13 protein-coding genes and 1 pseudogene are annotated in these 16,159 nt (G+C 35.1%); 9 read left to right on the forward strand and 5 right to left on the reverse strand.

Features of this window, described 5'->3' with window-relative positions:
• Nucleotides 1-1,436 (reverse strand): annotated as a pseudogene (locus AB4Y90_RS07165) (type IX secretion system sortase PorU); the annotation flags it as partial.
• A gap of 165 nt (nt 1,437-1,601) precedes the next feature.
• Here AB4Y90_RS07165 and gldJ point away from each other — a divergent pair.
• Both gldJ and AB4Y90_RS07175 read left to right on the forward strand, forming a co-directional pair.
• Complete coding sequence (gldJ, locus tag AB4Y90_RS07170) at nt 1,602-3,203, forward strand: gliding motility lipoprotein GldJ (RefSeq protein ID WP_441556734.1); 1,602 nt, start codon at nt 1,602-1,604, stop codon at nt 3,201-3,203.
• 129 nt (nt 3,204-3,332) lie between these two features.
• Nucleotides 3,333-4,604 (forward strand): UDP-N-acetylmuramoyl-tripeptide--D-alanyl-D-alanine ligase, encoded by a 1,272-nt coding sequence (locus AB4Y90_RS07175; protein WP_441556735.1) that lies wholly within the window; start codon nt 3,333-3,335, stop codon nt 4,602-4,604.
• Here the strand turns inward: AB4Y90_RS07175 and AB4Y90_RS07180 are convergent.
• A complete protein-coding gene (locus AB4Y90_RS07180) occupies nt 4,597-5,175 on the reverse strand; it encodes an NUDIX hydrolase (RefSeq protein ID WP_441556736.1) in 579 nt (192 codons plus the stop codon). The genes AB4Y90_RS07175 and AB4Y90_RS07180 overlap by 8 nt on opposite strands.
• Nucleotides 5,176-5,244: 69 nt before the next feature.
• Between AB4Y90_RS07180 and AB4Y90_RS07185 the strand changes: the two genes are divergently transcribed.
• Complete coding sequence (locus AB4Y90_RS07185) at nt 5,245-5,634, forward strand: SRPBCC family protein (RefSeq protein ID WP_441556737.1); 390 nt, start codon at nt 5,245-5,247, stop codon at nt 5,632-5,634.
• Between the two features lie 174 nt (nt 5,635-5,808).
• Entirely contained in the window at nt 5,809-6,726 is a 918-nt protein-coding gene (locus AB4Y90_RS07190) for a mechanosensitive ion channel family protein (RefSeq protein ID WP_441556738.1), read from the forward strand.
• Nucleotides 6,727-6,731: 5 nt separating this feature from the next.
• Here the strand turns inward: AB4Y90_RS07190 and AB4Y90_RS07195 are convergent, their stop codons facing one another.
• The 3 genes from AB4Y90_RS07195 to AB4Y90_RS07205 are packed head-to-tail and all read right to left on the reverse strand — an operon-like array spanning nt 6,732 to nt 9,660.
• Complete coding sequence (locus AB4Y90_RS07195; protein ID WP_441556739.1) at nt 6,732-7,781, reverse strand: anhydro-N-acetylmuramic acid kinase; 1,050 nt, start codon at nt 7,779-7,781, stop codon at nt 6,732-6,734.
• A 3-nt stretch (nt 7,782-7,784) separates the two neighbouring features.
• Nucleotides 7,785-8,381, reverse strand: coding sequence for an LPS export ABC transporter periplasmic protein LptC (lptC, locus tag AB4Y90_RS07200; protein ID WP_441556740.1), 597 nt, complete (start codon nt 8,379-8,381; stop codon nt 7,785-7,787).
• 1 nt (nt 8,382) lies between these two features.
• Nucleotides 8,383-9,660 carry a hypothetical protein gene (locus AB4Y90_RS07205; protein WP_441556741.1) on the reverse strand — a complete coding sequence of 426 codons (1,278 nt, stop codon included), beginning with the start codon at nt 9,658-9,660 and terminating at the stop codon, nt 8,383-8,385.
• Nucleotides 9,661-9,878: 218 nt separating this feature from the next.
• On the opposite strand from AB4Y90_RS07205, the gene AB4Y90_RS07210 reads away from it, so the two are divergent.
• The 5 genes from AB4Y90_RS07210 to AB4Y90_RS07230 all read left to right on the forward strand — a co-directional run bounded on the left by AB4Y90_RS07210 (nt 9,879) and on the right by AB4Y90_RS07230 (nt 16,139).
• Entirely contained in the window at nt 9,879-10,997 is a 1,119-nt protein-coding gene (locus AB4Y90_RS07210) for a DNA polymerase III subunit (RefSeq protein WP_441556742.1), read from the forward strand.
• A gap of 169 nt (nt 10,998-11,166) precedes the next feature.
• Nucleotides 11,167-11,793, forward strand: a complete 627-nt coding sequence (locus AB4Y90_RS07215; protein WP_441556743.1) for a TetR/AcrR family transcriptional regulator — start codon at nt 11,167-11,169, stop codon at nt 11,791-11,793.
• The gene (locus AB4Y90_RS07220; protein WP_441556744.1) at nt 11,777-13,090 is read left to right on the forward strand and encodes a TolC family protein; all 1,314 of its coding nucleotides are present in this window, start codon (nt 11,777-11,779) and stop codon (nt 13,088-13,090) included. Before AB4Y90_RS07215 ends, AB4Y90_RS07220 begins: the two co-directional genes overlap by 17 nt.
• Before the next feature lie 106 nt (nt 13,091-13,196).
• Nucleotides 13,197-14,300 carry an HlyD family secretion protein gene (locus tag AB4Y90_RS07225; protein ID WP_441556745.1) on the forward strand — a complete coding sequence of 368 codons (1,104 nt, stop codon included), beginning with the start codon at nt 13,197-13,199 and terminating at the stop codon, nt 14,298-14,300.
• A gap of 261 nt (nt 14,301-14,561) precedes the next feature.
• Nucleotides 14,562-16,139 carry a DHA2 family efflux MFS transporter permease subunit gene (locus AB4Y90_RS07230; RefSeq protein WP_441556746.1) on the forward strand — a complete coding sequence of 526 codons (1,578 nt, stop codon included), beginning with the start codon at nt 14,562-14,564 and terminating at the stop codon, nt 16,137-16,139.
• The last annotated feature ends 20 nt before the right edge of the window (nt 16,140-16,159 follow it).

Below are 16,159 nucleotides of genomic sequence, written 5' to 3' on the forward strand. Positions count from 1 at the left end.
TCCCAAACCTGCTCAAGAGTTCCGATATTTGAAATACTAAAGCCGTAGTTTGTATTTGTGCCGCTTGCCAGAGAAAAATCTCTGAAATTCATCTGGGTTCCGCTGAATTTCAGATCGTCTTTGTATTGTATCTCTGCATAATCCAGATAAAAAGATCCGTTAGGATTGGTTGAAATATCTGGTGCATAATTTATTGTGATCTGGTTTCCGGAAAGATTAGAAATTGTTCCGCTATATTGTATAGGAAAATAATCAAAAGTACTGTACTGGTTATTTGAAGGAACATCTGCCGGAGTATATGGGTTTTGAGTATTAATGTTAAAAGCAACAGTATTTTGCTGGGATCTCCATCCTATAACCTGTGTTCTGTAACGTATAACGTCAGTTCCCTGAATAGGTGAAGCCAAGTCGAAAGTAACGGCTTTATCGGTTGTAAAACCCTGATCTTCTACCCAGATTCTTCCTACTTTTAATAAATTTTTCTGGTCATTATTCACAACCTGGTAATTATCAAATCTCGAAATAAGCGGTGTAGCCGGAAGATTTACATCAACGTTTTGCACTCTTTTTCCTGCTCCTTTATCAAAATTAATATAGTAATAAGAAAAATCTTCGTAAATATTTTTTATGTTTTCGCTTTTATCATTCAATCTGGTATCGGTCCTTTTAAAGCCATTTCCGTTTGCTTTGTTGTAAAGATTATATCCGTTTGGTCCCTGCGCATAAAAAAGTGCATAATCCCCATCGTTCCAGACGTTATCATCTTCACCAACTACCTGAATTGCGTTTTCCTGCAAAGCGCTGTACTTTGTATCCTGGTTAAACTCAGGAAGCATAATTCCTCCGTTTCCGTAGATTCTGAAATTTTTCGGATTGATATTTGCCGGATTCATTCCGTTATCTCTCAAAAACTGCGCAGTAATTTTAAAAACTCCAGATTTATCAACTTTAATTTTATAAAAACTTCCGCTTGATAAAGGATTTTGGGTAGTTCCGACTTTAGCAGCCATTGAAGGTGCAGATGAATTGCTTTCAGAAATATCAAAAGAAGATAATCTTAAAACTCTTCCTTTAAGATTTTTAAACAATCCTACCTTTACGCTCGCATATCTTTCTCCTTTATAATAATAATAACTTATACTCGAAATGTCAAAATCCTGAATAAGATCCTTATTCAGTTCGTATAAATCGTTAGAAGAAACAGGCTCCCAGATAAGATTCGTAACGCGAAATTGTTTTTCGCCTGCTTTTTGTTTATTAAAAATAAAGATGTTATTTTGGCTGTACGAAAAACCTTCGTTTTTGAAATTTGGAAGATTTATTTTGGTATCACCATAATCCTGAATTTTAGCTCCGTCCCAATTAATAGGTACTCGCTGAGCCCAAGAGGTTGATACAAAAGCAAATACAAGTAAGAGAGTGATTTTTAGTCTCATGTTTATGTTTGAAATTTCTAAATTACAAAATAAATGAAAATTTTATAATTAATATGTGATACCATAAAATTAATTTGTTAAGATTTTTCAAAAAAATCAAATCTTTATTTGATTTATTGAATAATTTATTTTTTCTTTGTACTTTGAATAATATTTATATCGACTATGAAAAAACTAAAGTTGTTTTCATTAATAGCATTGAGTTCTACACTTGCATTAACTAGCTGTGGTGGTTCTGGGACTTCCGGAGGCGGCGGTACCAAAAAATTTGTCAGTAAGACAGGTTGGAAACCAAACGAAAAACAGGGTTGGTTTTTTGCAGGAAAGCAACAGAAACAAAAAGGTTGGCCGGGAATGGTGTATGTCGAAGGGGGAACTTTTACAATGGGATTAGTGAAAGATGATGTAATGCACGACTGGAATAACTCGCCTCGCAGAATGCAGGTTAGTTCGTTCTTTATCGGTGAAACTGAGATTACTAACTACGAATACCGCGAATACCTTACATGGTTGAAGTATGTATTCCCTCCAAGTGATCCTAGTTATAAAGAAATTTACAACGGTGCTTTACCTGATACCTTGTTATGGGATAATAAATTATCTAGAAATGATCTTAACGAAACTTATTTCAGAGATCAAAACTATGATTATTATCCGGTAGTAGGAGTTTCTTGGACTCAGGCAAACAGATATTGCGAATGGTTGACAGACAGAGCAAACGAAAAAGCTTTGATGCAAGCCGGTATTATTGCAAAAGATTTGTACATCAACGAATCTAATAACCAAGGTGGAACTGCATTCAATATGGATAAATTCAAATCGAATGATCCTGAAATGCAAGGGTATATCAACCAGCAAAGAATGAATCAGAGAACGGGTATGAAAACGACCAATCAAAGAATTCAGGCTGCAAACGGATCTCCTAATGCTGCAATGGTTACCAAATTCAGACTTCCTTCAGAGGTTGAATGGGAATTTGCTGCTCTTGGGATGGAAAAAAACAGAGAGTATAACAGCTATCTGGATAAGAAACCTCAAATCGATATGCTTAGAGGTACTAAAGGGAAAAACAGAGGAATGATCCTTGAAAACTTTAAGCAGGGAAGAGGAGATTATTCAGGAATTGCAGGATGGAAAAATGATGGTGCTGCTCAAACTTCAGATGTAAGACAGTTTCCTTCAAACAACATCGGTATCTATGGTATGTTTGGAAACGTTGCAGAATGGACTGCTGATGTATACAGACCAATCATTGATGAATCTGCTAGTGATTTCAACTACTATAGAGGAAACATGCCTCAAGCTATCGTAAGAAACGGAGACGGAACTTACAAAATGGTAGAAGAAGGTAATATGAAATATGATACTTTAGCTGACGGAAGATTGGTTTACAAAAACTTGCCTGGTCAGTTTGAAAGAGAGACGATTGCTGATTACAGAAACTATAGAGATGGTGACAGACAGTCTTCATTAGATTATAGAAATGCAAACGATTCTGCTACAGCATACAATATGTACAATTCTCCAAAAACAACTTTCGTGGTTGATGCAAATGGTAGAGTAGTATTGCAAAAAGATACTAAAGACAGAACTTCAACTATTTCTAACGATATCAGAGTTGTGAAAGGTGGTTCTTGGCAAGATTCAGCATATTGGTTGGATCCGGGACAGAGAAGATACAAAAACCAGTCTGCTGGTTATGGTTGGATCGGTTTCCGTGTTGCACAAGATGCTAGAGTAAACGACAAATCTAGAACGAGAAGATAATATTTATCAAAATACTTAAAAAAAACCTCCCGTATTTTCGGGAGGTTTTTTTATTTTTGAACCATGAAATCGCCGCATTAAAACGATTACAGATTTGGCGGCTGCATACAAAAAAACATATATTTTCACATGAATACAGAACAGTTTTATCTTATCTTTTTAAAAGCAAAAAAAGTAACGATCGATAGTAGAAAAGTAGAAAAAGATGATATTTTCTTTGCTTTTTCAGGAGATAATTTTGATGCCGCTACTTTAGCTGAAAAAGCTGTTGAATCGGGTGCATTGGCTGCTGTAGTTGAAAATAAAGAGTTTGAAAATACAGAAAAAAATATTTTTTATGTTCCTTCTACTTTGGAATTTTTACAGGAACTGGCTATTCATCATAGAAGTCAATTAAATATTCCGATCATTGGTCTTACCGGAAGTAATGGTAAAACGACGACGAAGGAGCTTATTCATGCCGTGTTATCAGAAAAATACAATGTACAATATACTTTCGGAAATTTAAATAATCATATTGGTGTTCCGTTGACCATGCTTTCTATTAAACCGGAACATAAAATGGCGGTCATCGAAATGGGAGCCAATCACCAAAAAGAAATTGAACTGCTTTGTACTATTGCAAAACCAAATTTCGGATATATCACCAATTTTGGGAAGGCACATCTGGAAGGTTTCGGAGGATTTGAAGGAGTGATAAAAGGAAAATCTGAACTTTATGATTATCTTAAAAATTCAGCTCAGACTATTTTAATTAATGAAAATGATCCTGTTCAGCTTGATAAAACTCAAGGCTATACACCAAAAATAACTTTTGGAAAAACAGATTCCGATTACTATTTTGATGCCTTTTCTGAAAATAATTTTGTCGGTTTACAATTTCAGGATCAAAAAGCCTTATCAAAGCTTACCGGAGATTACAATTTCACCAATCTTTGTGCAGCAGCGAGTTTAGGACTTCATTTCGGAATAGATTTCAATAAAATACAATCTGCTATAGAATCTTATACTCCAACAAATATGAGATCTCAGGTTGTGAAAAAAAACGATAAAACTTTAGTTTTAGATACTTACAATGCAAATCCGAGTTCAATGTCTGCTTCATTGCACAATTTTATCACTTTTGAAGGCTCAAAAACAATCATTATCGGTGACATGCTTGAGTTAGGTGACGAAAGCGAAAAAGAGCATCAGAATATTTTAAATCTGGCTCAAGAATTAGGCTTCGATCAAATCATCACTGTCGGAAAACAATTTAAAAACATCAACAGAAATTCTGCAGCTTTTGAAAGGACAGATGAATTAATTCAATATTTAAAAGACAATAAAATTCAGTCTGAAAATATTCTGCTTAAAGCTTCACGAGGGATTTCTTTAGAAAAAGCGATCGACTTTATTTAGATCGTGCATCCCAAAATTCCTGGATAATCAGCTTTATATTCTGGAAAGTATTTGGAAAAACCTCATTCTCAATCTGGATGGCGTTTTTCCAGGCTACTTCAGTAATCCCTTCTTCTATCTGAGGTTTTGAGGTGTCTTCACCGTCAAAGAACATTTCAAACCAGTGGGTATGTTTCAGAACACGGTCGCCGTTTCTTTCGGTATAAATATGATAAGTGGTATTGATGAAGTCTCTCAGCTCTACATTCTTCAGGTTGGTTTCTTCTTCAATTTCTCTTATCGCAGATTCTTCACGAGATTCGCCTTTTTCCATTTTACCTTTCGGAAGATCCCATTTTCCTAATCTTCTGATGAAAAGTGTATCTCCGTTTGGTTTGCTTACAATTCCTCCTGCAGCCTCAATAATCCTGAAAAGTTTTTTAAAATTCTCCCAGATCTCACCAATTTTTTCACCGTAAACGTTAAGCTCGGAAGTCGATGTATTCTGCAAAAGATCGAGGGCGATTTCTAAAGTTGTGAAACTTTCATAATTTATGGTTTTCTCCAAGTTTTCGGGGTTCTTAGATATCAATAATTTTTTTTCGTTCACAAAAACTTTATACATTTGTAAGAATTAAGAATTTAAATACAAAAATAAAAAATGAATTTAGAAGGACGAAAAATTATTGTCAATAAATCATCTAAAGATTTATCTGAGTTGCTGAAATCTCCTGAAAATTATAAAGAATTTATGCCGGATGGTCTTCAGAAGTTTGAAACCTGGGAAGATGGCTTCAAATTCGGGCTTCAGGGAATGCCAGAAATCGCACTCAAAATAGATGAAGTTACCGATGAAAAAGCTGTTTTGAAATCTGCAAGCTCAAGCTTAGACTTTGCCCTTACAGCAACTTTGAAACCTCTAAACGAAAATCAGACTGAAGTACAGATGCTTTTTGAAGGAAAATTTAATCCTTTCATTAAAATGATGGTTGAGAAACCGCTTCAGAATTTCATTAATACTCTCACCGATAAAATCGAAGCTTATAAATAAACAAAAACCTTCAGCAATGAAGGTTTTTTTGTTATATTACTAATTTGAGCTTGTCTCTGATCCTGAAATTTTTACTGAAAATGAAATCGTTATGAATATTTTAAAGTATAAAATCAGAGCAAAATGTTGAAAGATTTATAAATAATTCCTATATTTATGTTTAAAACACATATGATGGTCTTACTTCAATCTTCCACAGAAACGATTCAAAAATCAATCGAAATTTATTATAATGGCTTTCTGCATATACTTCCAAGAGTAGCTTTGGCATTGCTGGTCATTATTTTAGGCGTTTTAATTTCGCAGTTAATTACCAAATTTTACAGAAAAAAATTCCTGAAAAGGTCTGATGATCCTCTGATGACCAAATTTCTGATGCAGGCTGTAACGATTGTGCTTGTAATCTTTACCATTATGCTTGCGCTTCGTATTGCAGGGTTAGACGGCATTGCGACAGGGCTTCTTACTGCAGTTGGCGGAAGTGCCATTATTCTGGGATTTGCTTTTCAGGACATCGGTAAAAATTTCCTTGCGGGCATTATTCTTGCCTTCAACCGACCTTTCAATATAAACGATACAATAAAAATTGATGATATCTTTGGGAAAGTGAAAGAGCTGAGCTTCCGTTACAGTCATATAAAAACTTTTGACGGACGGGATATTTATATTCCGAACAGTGATGTGCTTACARAACCTGTAGAAAATTATACTGCAGACGGTTTTTACAGGCTGGATTTTGTAGTGGGAATTGGGTACGAGGATGATATAGAGTCTGCTAAAAATGTAATACAGAATGTTTTGGATGAAAACCTGGAAATCRTAAAAGATGAGGAACACGAAAATTATGTGATTGAAGATGAGCTTGCCACAAGCACGGTAAATCTTAGGGTATTTTTCTGGGTTTATACAGTAGATTACAGAAAAGCTTCAATGATTTTGCGCGGAGTGATTATCAGAAAGGTAAAAGAGGCATTGGCTGCTAAAGATTTCAATCTTCCGTCTGACATCGTCGAACTGAAACTTTATAAAAACGCAGGGGAAATTCCTTTTAAAATTAACAAAGAAAACCCTAATGATCTTCCTTTGAACTAAAGAGTTTAAGCTATAATTCCTGAGCTGTGATCGTGTAAACTTCCTGTTGCAGAAGCGAGAACGTTGGTTTCGTTATTCAATCTGAGAATGCCCATAAAAGCAAAAATCAGGGCTTCTTTAAAATCAATAATTTCTTTTTCAGGAATAATGATTTCTGTCTGAGTTTTGTTTTTTATTTTTTCGATGAGAAATCGGTTATACGTTCCGCCTCCTGTAAAAAGTACTTTATTAAACTGATGAATATTGAATATTTTAGAAATCTGTTCAGCAGCATGTTCTGTAAAGGTTGCTAAAAGATCTACATTTTCAATCCCGGAAAATAAAGGAAATATATTCTCATTGCACCATTCAATTCCCAAAGATTTTGGATGAGAAAGGCTATAAAATTCAAGCGAATTTAATTGTTCTAATAATTGAATATTTATTTCCCCTTTTTTTGCTAAATCTCCGTTTTCATCATAATTCTTACCCAATTCCTGAGCTAATTTATTTAAAACAATATTTACCGGAGCAATATCAAAAGCGATTCTTTTATCATTTATTTTAAAAGAGATATTCGAAAATCCGCCAAGATTAAGACAGGCATCGTAATCTGAAAACAACATCTCGTCCCCAATCGGAACCAAAGGTGCTCCGTTTCCGCCAAGCAAAACATCCTGAGACCGGAAATCGTAAATAACCGGAGTTTTAGTTTGTAATTTTATCGCTCTTCCATCTCCGATCTGGAGCGTAAACTTTCTTTGAGGCTGATGAAAAACAGTGTGGCCATGAGATGCAATCAGATCAATCTCTGAAAGCTGGTTTCTCTTTATGAAATCATTGGTAATTTTGCCTAAATAAAAACCATATTCTGAATGCAATGCCAATAAATCTTCTGAAGATAAATGAATAGAATTTCTAAGCTGTTCTTCTAAAATTTTAGGATAAGGAATTGTTTCAGCTTTGATGATTTCAAACTTCCAATCTGAATTTTCTTTCCAAAACTTTGCAAAACAAATATCTAAACCATCTAAGCTGGTTCCTGACATTAATCCTATTGCTTTATAAATGGTCATTGATTAAGGTCTTGGTTGTGCCATTTTAACCTTACTTACATCAAGATCTCCGGAATTGTTGAAAAATCTATATTCTGAAAAATCGTCTTTTGCGGTCATCCCGTTTGCATGCACAAGAGTAGAGCCGTCTTCCATCGTTGCATAAACGGTGTCTCTTGTATAGATCCTGTTTTTTTTCTGATCCCAGAAAACACTTTGTGTCGCGAATCTTTGCCCGTCACTGGTAAGAATTTTTACGTCACCTCTTGCTTCATAGAATTTTTTGTAATCATACATTTTTGCAAATTTTGCAGTAATGTTACCGGGTTTTTTAGGATTTTTTTTATCGAAAAATTCTATCTTCATTCCTTTTTTGGCGATAGTATACGGGCTGTCGATCAACTCATATTTTTCAATAATCGGAGCGGTTGCTTTCAGGGTAATAAAACCGGAATCTCTCTGTATAATTTTTGCATTGTGAATAATCTGTGAAGGGAAGTTTTTGTTATTGTTTCCATCCAGTTTGGTGAGATCTTCTTCACACGATGTGAATATAAAAAATATAGCACAACTAAAAAGGTATGCTATATTTTTAAAATTTATGTTTGAAATAAAATTCATCTTAGTTGTAAAGCTGTTTTCTAAACCATCTGTCAGCAAAATTGAAACCAACTTTCAGGTTCACAAAGTTCTGATTGATCAGATTGTTTTTAAGCGTTCCTCTTTTTCCTAATTCTACACCAATCTCAAGACCGCTCATTCTTGTAATGCTGCTGTTTTTGAATGGTAACATTACCCCTGCAGAGATACCAAATTTATTGATGCTGTTTCCTGCAATTTCAAGGTTTCCTTTTTCATAAAAAGCACCGTAACGATACACAACTCTTGAAAAATAGCTTCTGAAATTGTTGTAGTTTGGCAAATACCAACCTCCAGCAGAAATTCTGTAAGAATCCTGATAATCAAAAGTATTCCCGAAATAGCTTATAGATTCTCCTTTTTTATAATCAATCTGTCCTGAAACAAACCATTGATTCTCACTTCCATATCCTACACCAACAGAAGCCTGAAGCGGAAGAAGATTGTTTGAGTTTGTTCTTTTTTGTTCAATAATAGTTTCTCCGCCTTTAATATCAACATCACTGTAATAATAAGTGCTGTTAATATATTCGGTTGTCATATTACTGGTATTACCAAATGTAGCCGTTGCCCCAATCGTAAGTTTATGATCATTACGCGTATCAATACTTTGGTAGCTTGTACCTAAAGTAAAGTTGAAGTTTTTAATGCTGTTTTTGGTTTCGTAACCGTTTATCAATTCTGCAGTAGACGTTGAAAATTCGTTAAGATCATACAGATTACCAAAATAATAATTGGCTCTTGCTCCTACTGCAAACTGAGAATTTATTTTATAAGATACTGCCAATTGAGCGGTATTTAAAGTTCCGCTGCCTTTAAATTTGTTTCCGTAAATAGTTCCATCTTCCATAGTTTCGGTATGAAGTACCTCATAACTTTTAGAGCTGTAAGGCTGATACAGGAATCCCATTTTTATTTTTGATGAAATAGGAAAAGCGATGGAGATATTAGATAAATACGTAGAATGTTTAGTAGACTTCGTATTATTATAATCAGTTTTAAAATAATTGTTTTCGTTGGTAGCTTCAAGCTTTATACTTGTTAACTCAAAATTGCTGTTATTCGCAGGGTTTCCGAAGTTAAAATTACTGCTGAAATCACTTATAAAAGCAGTTGAGATGCCTCCCATCGAAGAGGTTTCAATCGTATTATCATATTTTACATCACCAATTCCGAAAGTTGCATAAGGTGAGTTGCTCAGACTTTGCGCGTTAAGGAAGTACCCCACTGAAATGAATGATAGTACAAAAATTTTTTTCATTCTAGATTTTTAAAATAATGCGCAAATATCTTAAATATTAATGAATTGTAAAAATTTAATGAGGTTAAAGTTTGTTAAGGGGATTGAGTAGTGAATTGTCAATAGTCAGTAAACTTCGTTGTCAATTTTTTATTCTGCATGACAAATTCATATTCGTTTACGAATTAAAATTCACATTCACCATTTATCCTTTTCCAAAATTCGTTTATCTTTGAAACATGAATTGGGAAAACATCGCCGGACAGGAAAACCTTAAAAAACTCCTTCAGGACAGCATCACCGAAAACAGAGTAAGCCATGCCCAGCTTTTCATAGGAAAAGAAGGATACGGAACGATGCCTTTGGTTTTAGCTTACGCAAAAGAAATATTGAAAGGTGAAAACGAGCATGCTGCCTCAAAGGTAGAGCATCTCAATCATCTGGATTTACACTTCAGCTTTCCGGTTTTTACCGACAACAGAAATTCTTTGAGTAAAAATAAATTTGAAGAATTCAGGGAAATGATCTTAGATTTTCCTTACGCCAGTTTTAATGACTGGACTGCCGTTCTGGAATCTGAAAACAAACAATTCTTCATCTCAGCAGACGAAATTGATGAACAAAACCAGAAGTTTGCCCTGAAAAGCTTTGAAGGCGGAACGAAAATTCTCATTGTCTGGAGAGCCGATAAAATGAATACGGCAGCATCCAATAAATTTCTTAAATTTTTGGAGGAGCCACCCRCAAAGACCATCATTCTTCTCACCGCTGAAAGTACCGATGATATTTTACCAACCATTTTATCAAGAACCCAACTGATTGAAGTTCCCAGAATTAATGATGGAGATATTGAATCTTATCTTCAGAATAATTTTCAGATTTCGGCAGAAAAAATCAGAGAAATTGTTCATCAGGCTCAGGGAAATCTTAATGATGCGATCAATCTCTTAAATTCAGAAAATAAAAATCCGGAGTTTGAAAAACTTTTTGTACAATGGGTGCGTGATGCATTTATGGTAAAAAAGAAACCCGAATTTCTTAAGAATATTATCACTTGGGCTAAAGAAATCGCAGGCTGGAACAGGGAAAAGCAAAAGAACTTTCTCAACTACGCTTCAGAAATTTTCAGATTGGCTTTGTTGCAAAATTATCAGTCTGAAGAGTTGGTGTATAAAAAGATTGACGCAAACGGTTTTAATTGGGCAGGATTTTCAAAATACATCAGCGGCGCCAATATCATCAATATTTTAGAAGAAATTAACACAGCCGATTTACATTTAACAAGAAATGGAAATCCTAAAATTGTATGGACAGATTTAGGAATTAAATTATCGAGATATATTCATAAAAGTATATAATCGTCTTTTAATAAAGTAATACAAACGTTTTCAGGCAATTGGGAACGTTTTTTTATTGATATAAATTGTGGTTTTTTATTAAATAAAATTAAAAATAAATTAAAAAATCAATCAATCGTTTGATTTTAACAAAAATCCGTCGTACATTTGCATCCGAAAATTAACAAAGATGATTTCAAAAGAAGAAAATATATTGTTTGCCGCCGAAAAGCTATTTGCAGAAAATGGTTTTCAGGGAACTTCCACAAGAGAGATCTCTAAAGCTGCGAATGTAAATATCTCAATGATTTCTTATTATTTCGGTTCTAAAGAAAAACTTTACGAGAAACTGGTAGAATATCGAATGAATGAAGGGCAGTTTTTCTCTAAAGATATTTTGGAAAGAACAGATATCAATGAATGGGAAAAACTTGAAAGAATTGTTGACCAGTTTGCAGGAAGAGTAAGACATCACAAATGTTTTTACAGAATTATGCAAAGAGAACAGCTTCATACAGAAAATCCTCAGATCGTAGAATTTTTAAAGGAAACAAAAATGAGTTTCATTTCCATGTATTCTAAAATATTGGAAAGCGGGATTCAGAAAGGAATTTTTACTAAGAATCCTCCAATCTATTTACTGCATTCTACGGTAAGCGGAACGTTATTTTATGCGTCAAATGCTATAGGAATGTACAAAGAATTTCTAAAAAATAATGATACCGAAGAAGCTTTTGAGGAAACTTATTTCAACGAACTTACACAACACGTAAAACATATTTTAAAAGACCTTTTAGGTTATGAAGAGAATAAATAGCTCAGTTATCGCATTGTCCCTTTTTGCAGGAATGATGTACACTCATGCTCAGGAAAAAAAGCAGTTAAGTCTTGATGAGGCGGTTCAGCTGGGAATCCAGAACAGTAAAAGTTTAAAAATAGATGCTGCCAAAATAGAAGAGGCTACAGCCGATCTTTTGGAAGCCAAAAACAGACAGCTTCCGGATTTGAAAGTTTCGGGAAGTTATATGTACCTCCCGATTAAACCGACAATCGATTTAAAAATTCCAGGTGTTTCTTCGGCGGGAGGACCGGAAGTTCATCAGGTTGCATTTGGTTCGGCTAATTTAAGCGTTCCCATTTACAGCGGCGGAAGAATTAAATATGGAATTCAGTCGGCAAAATATCTGGTGGAAGCATCAAAATTAAGCACCGAAAACGACAAAATTGCCATTGCCTACAACGTTGCGCAGGCTTATAACAATTTATTTAAAGCCAATCAGTCGATTAAAGTTTTAGAAGAAAACCTTAGTGCTTCTCAAAAAAGAGACGAGACTTTTCTTAAGCTTGAAAATAACGGCGTGATTGCAAGAAATGACCGTTTAAAAGCAAACCTTCAGACTTCAAATATTGAATTGCAGCTTTTAGAAGCAAAAAATAATTACAACATCGCCAATATTAATATGGATCTGCTTTTGGGACTTCCGGAATCTACGGAAATAGAAGTTGATCAAAATTATATTGACGAATCTGATGATGTAAAACCTGTTGATTTTTATCTGAATGAGGCAAGAGAAAACCGTAAAGATCTTCAGGCTTTAGACCAACAAAGAAAAGCGGCAGAACTGGGAACAAAAGCGGCGAAAGCAGAAAATCTTCCTTCGATTGCTTTAACAGGAGGTTATGTTGYAGCAGATGTTCCGAAGTTCCTTACCTTGTATAATGCTGTAAATGTAGGAGTGGGAATTTCTTACAACCTGTCAAATCTCTGGAAAGAAAATTCTTCATTAAAACAATCTAAAGCAAGAGAAATGCAGTTGTCTGCAACCAACGAATTGCTGAATGATAATATCAAATTGGATGTAAATAAGGAATATCAAAATACAGATTACTCGAAAAAGAGAATTGCCGTATTTGAAAAATCTGCAGAGCAAGCCAACGAAAATTACAGAATTACAAAAAACAAATACGATAACGGTCTTGCTACAATGACAGAACTATTGGATGCAGATGCAGCTCAAATTGCAGCAAACGTAGGTGTGATCAATGCAAAAGCCGATGCTGCGCTGGCTTACAGAAAACTATTGCAGACTACAGGAACTTTAACAATTAAATAAGCAGTTGATAGTTTTTAGTTGACGGTTGAAAGTTTAAAAATTCAACGTTTTGAAAACTAAAAATGGATGATAAAATTTTAACAATAAAAAAGACAATATCCAAAAAATGGAAAATAACAATACTCAGACAACTGAACCAAAAAAGAAAAAAAGTTTAGTTTTCCCAATAATATTAGCGGCAGTAGTAATCGGGGGCGGAATTTTCGGTTACAGATCGTACACTTATGGTCAGTTTCATGAAGAAACGGATGATGCTCAGATTGCTTCAAATATGAACCCTGTCATTTCTAAAATCTCAGGATATGTAGCCGAAGTAAAAGTAAAAGACAACCAGTTTGTAAAAAAAGGTGACACGTTGGTTATTTTAGATAACAGAGATCAGAAAATAGCTTTAGAGCAGGCTCAGGCAGCATTGTCTACTGCACAAAGCAATATTTCTTCTGCTAAATCTTCTACCAATGCAACTTCAAAAAATATTAATAGCTCACAAGCTGCTGTAGCAACAGCAAACGCACAAATTGAAGCAGCAAAAGTAAACGTCTGGAAAACGTCTCAGGATTTAAAAAGATATTCGGTTCTTGTAAAAGATCATTCAATTACAGAGCAGCAATATGAGCAGGCTTTAGCAGCAAAACAATCTGCAGATAAACAATTGCAGGTTTTAGTCGATACAAGAAACCAGATTGCACAACAAACAGGAATTGCTTCTTCACAAACAGAAGCAAGCTCTCAGCAAATTTCAGTTGCCGGTTCGGTAGCGAAGCAGAGAGAAGTTGATGTAGAAAGCGCAAGATTAAACCTTTCTTACACCGTTATTGTAGCTCCGGAAGATGGTTTTGTAGGAAAAGTTCCTATTCAGGCAGGACAGTTTTTGCAAGCGGGAGCACAATTATTTAGCTTGGTTAAAAACGATCAAAAATGGGTAATTGCCAACTTTAAAGAAACCCAGGTTGCCAAAATGGTTGAAGGACAAAAAGTGAAAATAGAAATTGATGCTTTCCCGGATACAGAATTTGACGGCGTGGTAAGCTCATTTTCTCCGGCAACAGGTTCTACATTCTCTATTTTGCCTCCGGATAACGCAAGTGGAAACTTCGTAAAAGTAGTACAGAGACTTCCGATAAAAATCGATTTTGTAAAATTAAATCCAAATATTGCAAAAAGATTAAGAACAGGAATGAATGTGAAAGCAGAAGTTTCTTTAAAATAAAAATTAAAAGTTAGTAAGTGAATTGTCGGTTTTGCTGATGCAAGTCAATTTTGAATTGAGAATGCAGTAAGATAATTGTGAATTGAAAATGCAGTAAGATTGATGCTGTTTTGGAAATGAAGTAGTAAAAATTGACAACGAAGTCGATTGATCATTGACAATTCACTTTCTTATAAATTCTTAAAGATGAGGATAATAATTTGAGCTTTATTATAAGCCTAAATCTTAACCTCAACCTTCTTTAAACACATTAAAAAATCAATGCAAGATTCATTAGTAGAATACGGAGCCCGAAGAGTAATCATCACGATTACGGCAATTCTTTGTGCTTTGCTTGAAATTGTGGATTCCACGATTGTAAATGTTGCCCTCAACGAAATGAAGGGAAATCTGGGATCTACACTTTCTGAAGTAGGATGGGTGATTACGGCGTATGCAATTGGTAACGTGATCATAGTTCCCATGACGAGCTGGCTATCTCAACAGTTCGGGAGAAGAAATTATTTTGCTGCCTCCATTATTATATTTACCATATTTTCATTTTTATGTGGAAATGCCGATAATATTTGGGAACTGGTATTTTTCAGATTATGTCAAGGTATTGGTGGTGGAGCGTTGTTGGTAACCTCGCAAACCATTATTACAGAATCATATCCTATCGAAAAGAGAAGTATGGCGCAGGCAATCTATGGTTTGGGAGTAATTATTGGTCCAACTTTAGGCCCGCCTTTGGGAGGATATATTGTAGATAATTACAGTTGGCCGTATATTTTTTATATCAATATTCCAATTGGGATTGCCGCAACTTTAATGACTTTACAGTTTATCAAAAGTCCGAAATTTGCAGAAAAGCGCAAAGCTTCGGATGTCGATTGGCTCGGAATTGCTTTATTGGCAGTAACCGTTGGATCTTTACAGTTTATTCTGGAAAGAGGTCACGAAGAAGACTGGTTTGAAAGCGGAATGATTGTAACCTTCACGACTACCGCGGTTTTAGGATTCATATTATTTCTCTGGCGCGAGCTCACCTTTAAATATCCGATTGTAGAACTCAGGGTTTTAAAGAACGGAAATCTGAGGATCGGAACCGTAATGTCCTTTGTTTTAGGATTCGGTTTGTATGGTTCAACATTTATTGTGCCTTTATATACTCAAAGTATTTTGGGTTGGACGGCGCTTCAGTCAGGAGCATTAATGATTCCTGCGGCACTTACCACAGCTTTCATGATGCCGATTATCGGAAGACTTCTTTCAAAAGGCGCAAAACAGCAGGTTTTAGTTTCTTTAGGATTGTTTATATTTTTCATTTACAGTTTCTGGGGCTACAAAATTCTGACACCCGATACCAGTAAAGATGCCTTTTTCTGGATGCTGATTGTACGCGGAATGGGACTTGGTTTATTGTTTATCCCGATTACTTCATTGTCATTAAGCACATTAAAAGGTCAGGAAATCGGGCAGGGAGCAGCTTTTACAGGAATGATGAGACAGCTCGGCGGTTCTTTCGGAATTGCAGCAATTACCACCTTTATTGCCAATGCAAGCCAGAAATACAGGGTTAACCTCATTTCGCACTTAGATAGCGACAGCTTTGATGTTCAGCAAAGATTGGCAGGTTTAAAAGCCAGTTTTATCGCCAAAGGAATGTCACCTGACGCAGCATTGAAAGCAGCATACAAAGTTTTAGACATGACCGTCACCAAACAGGCAACCGTTTTATCGTATATGGATGTTTTCCTTTATCTCGGTGTAGCGTTCCTGATTTGTATACCGTTCATCTTATTTATCAGAGAACGAAAAAGCAAAGAAAAAATTGATTTGAGTGAAGCAATGCACTAAATTTTCTTAGAAACCTCTGG

Origin of the sequence: Chryseobacterium sp. 2TAF14, from assembly GCF_052115105.1 — a bacterium.
Classification (GTDB): domain Bacteria; phylum Bacteroidota; class Bacteroidia; order Flavobacteriales; family Weeksellaceae; genus Chryseobacterium.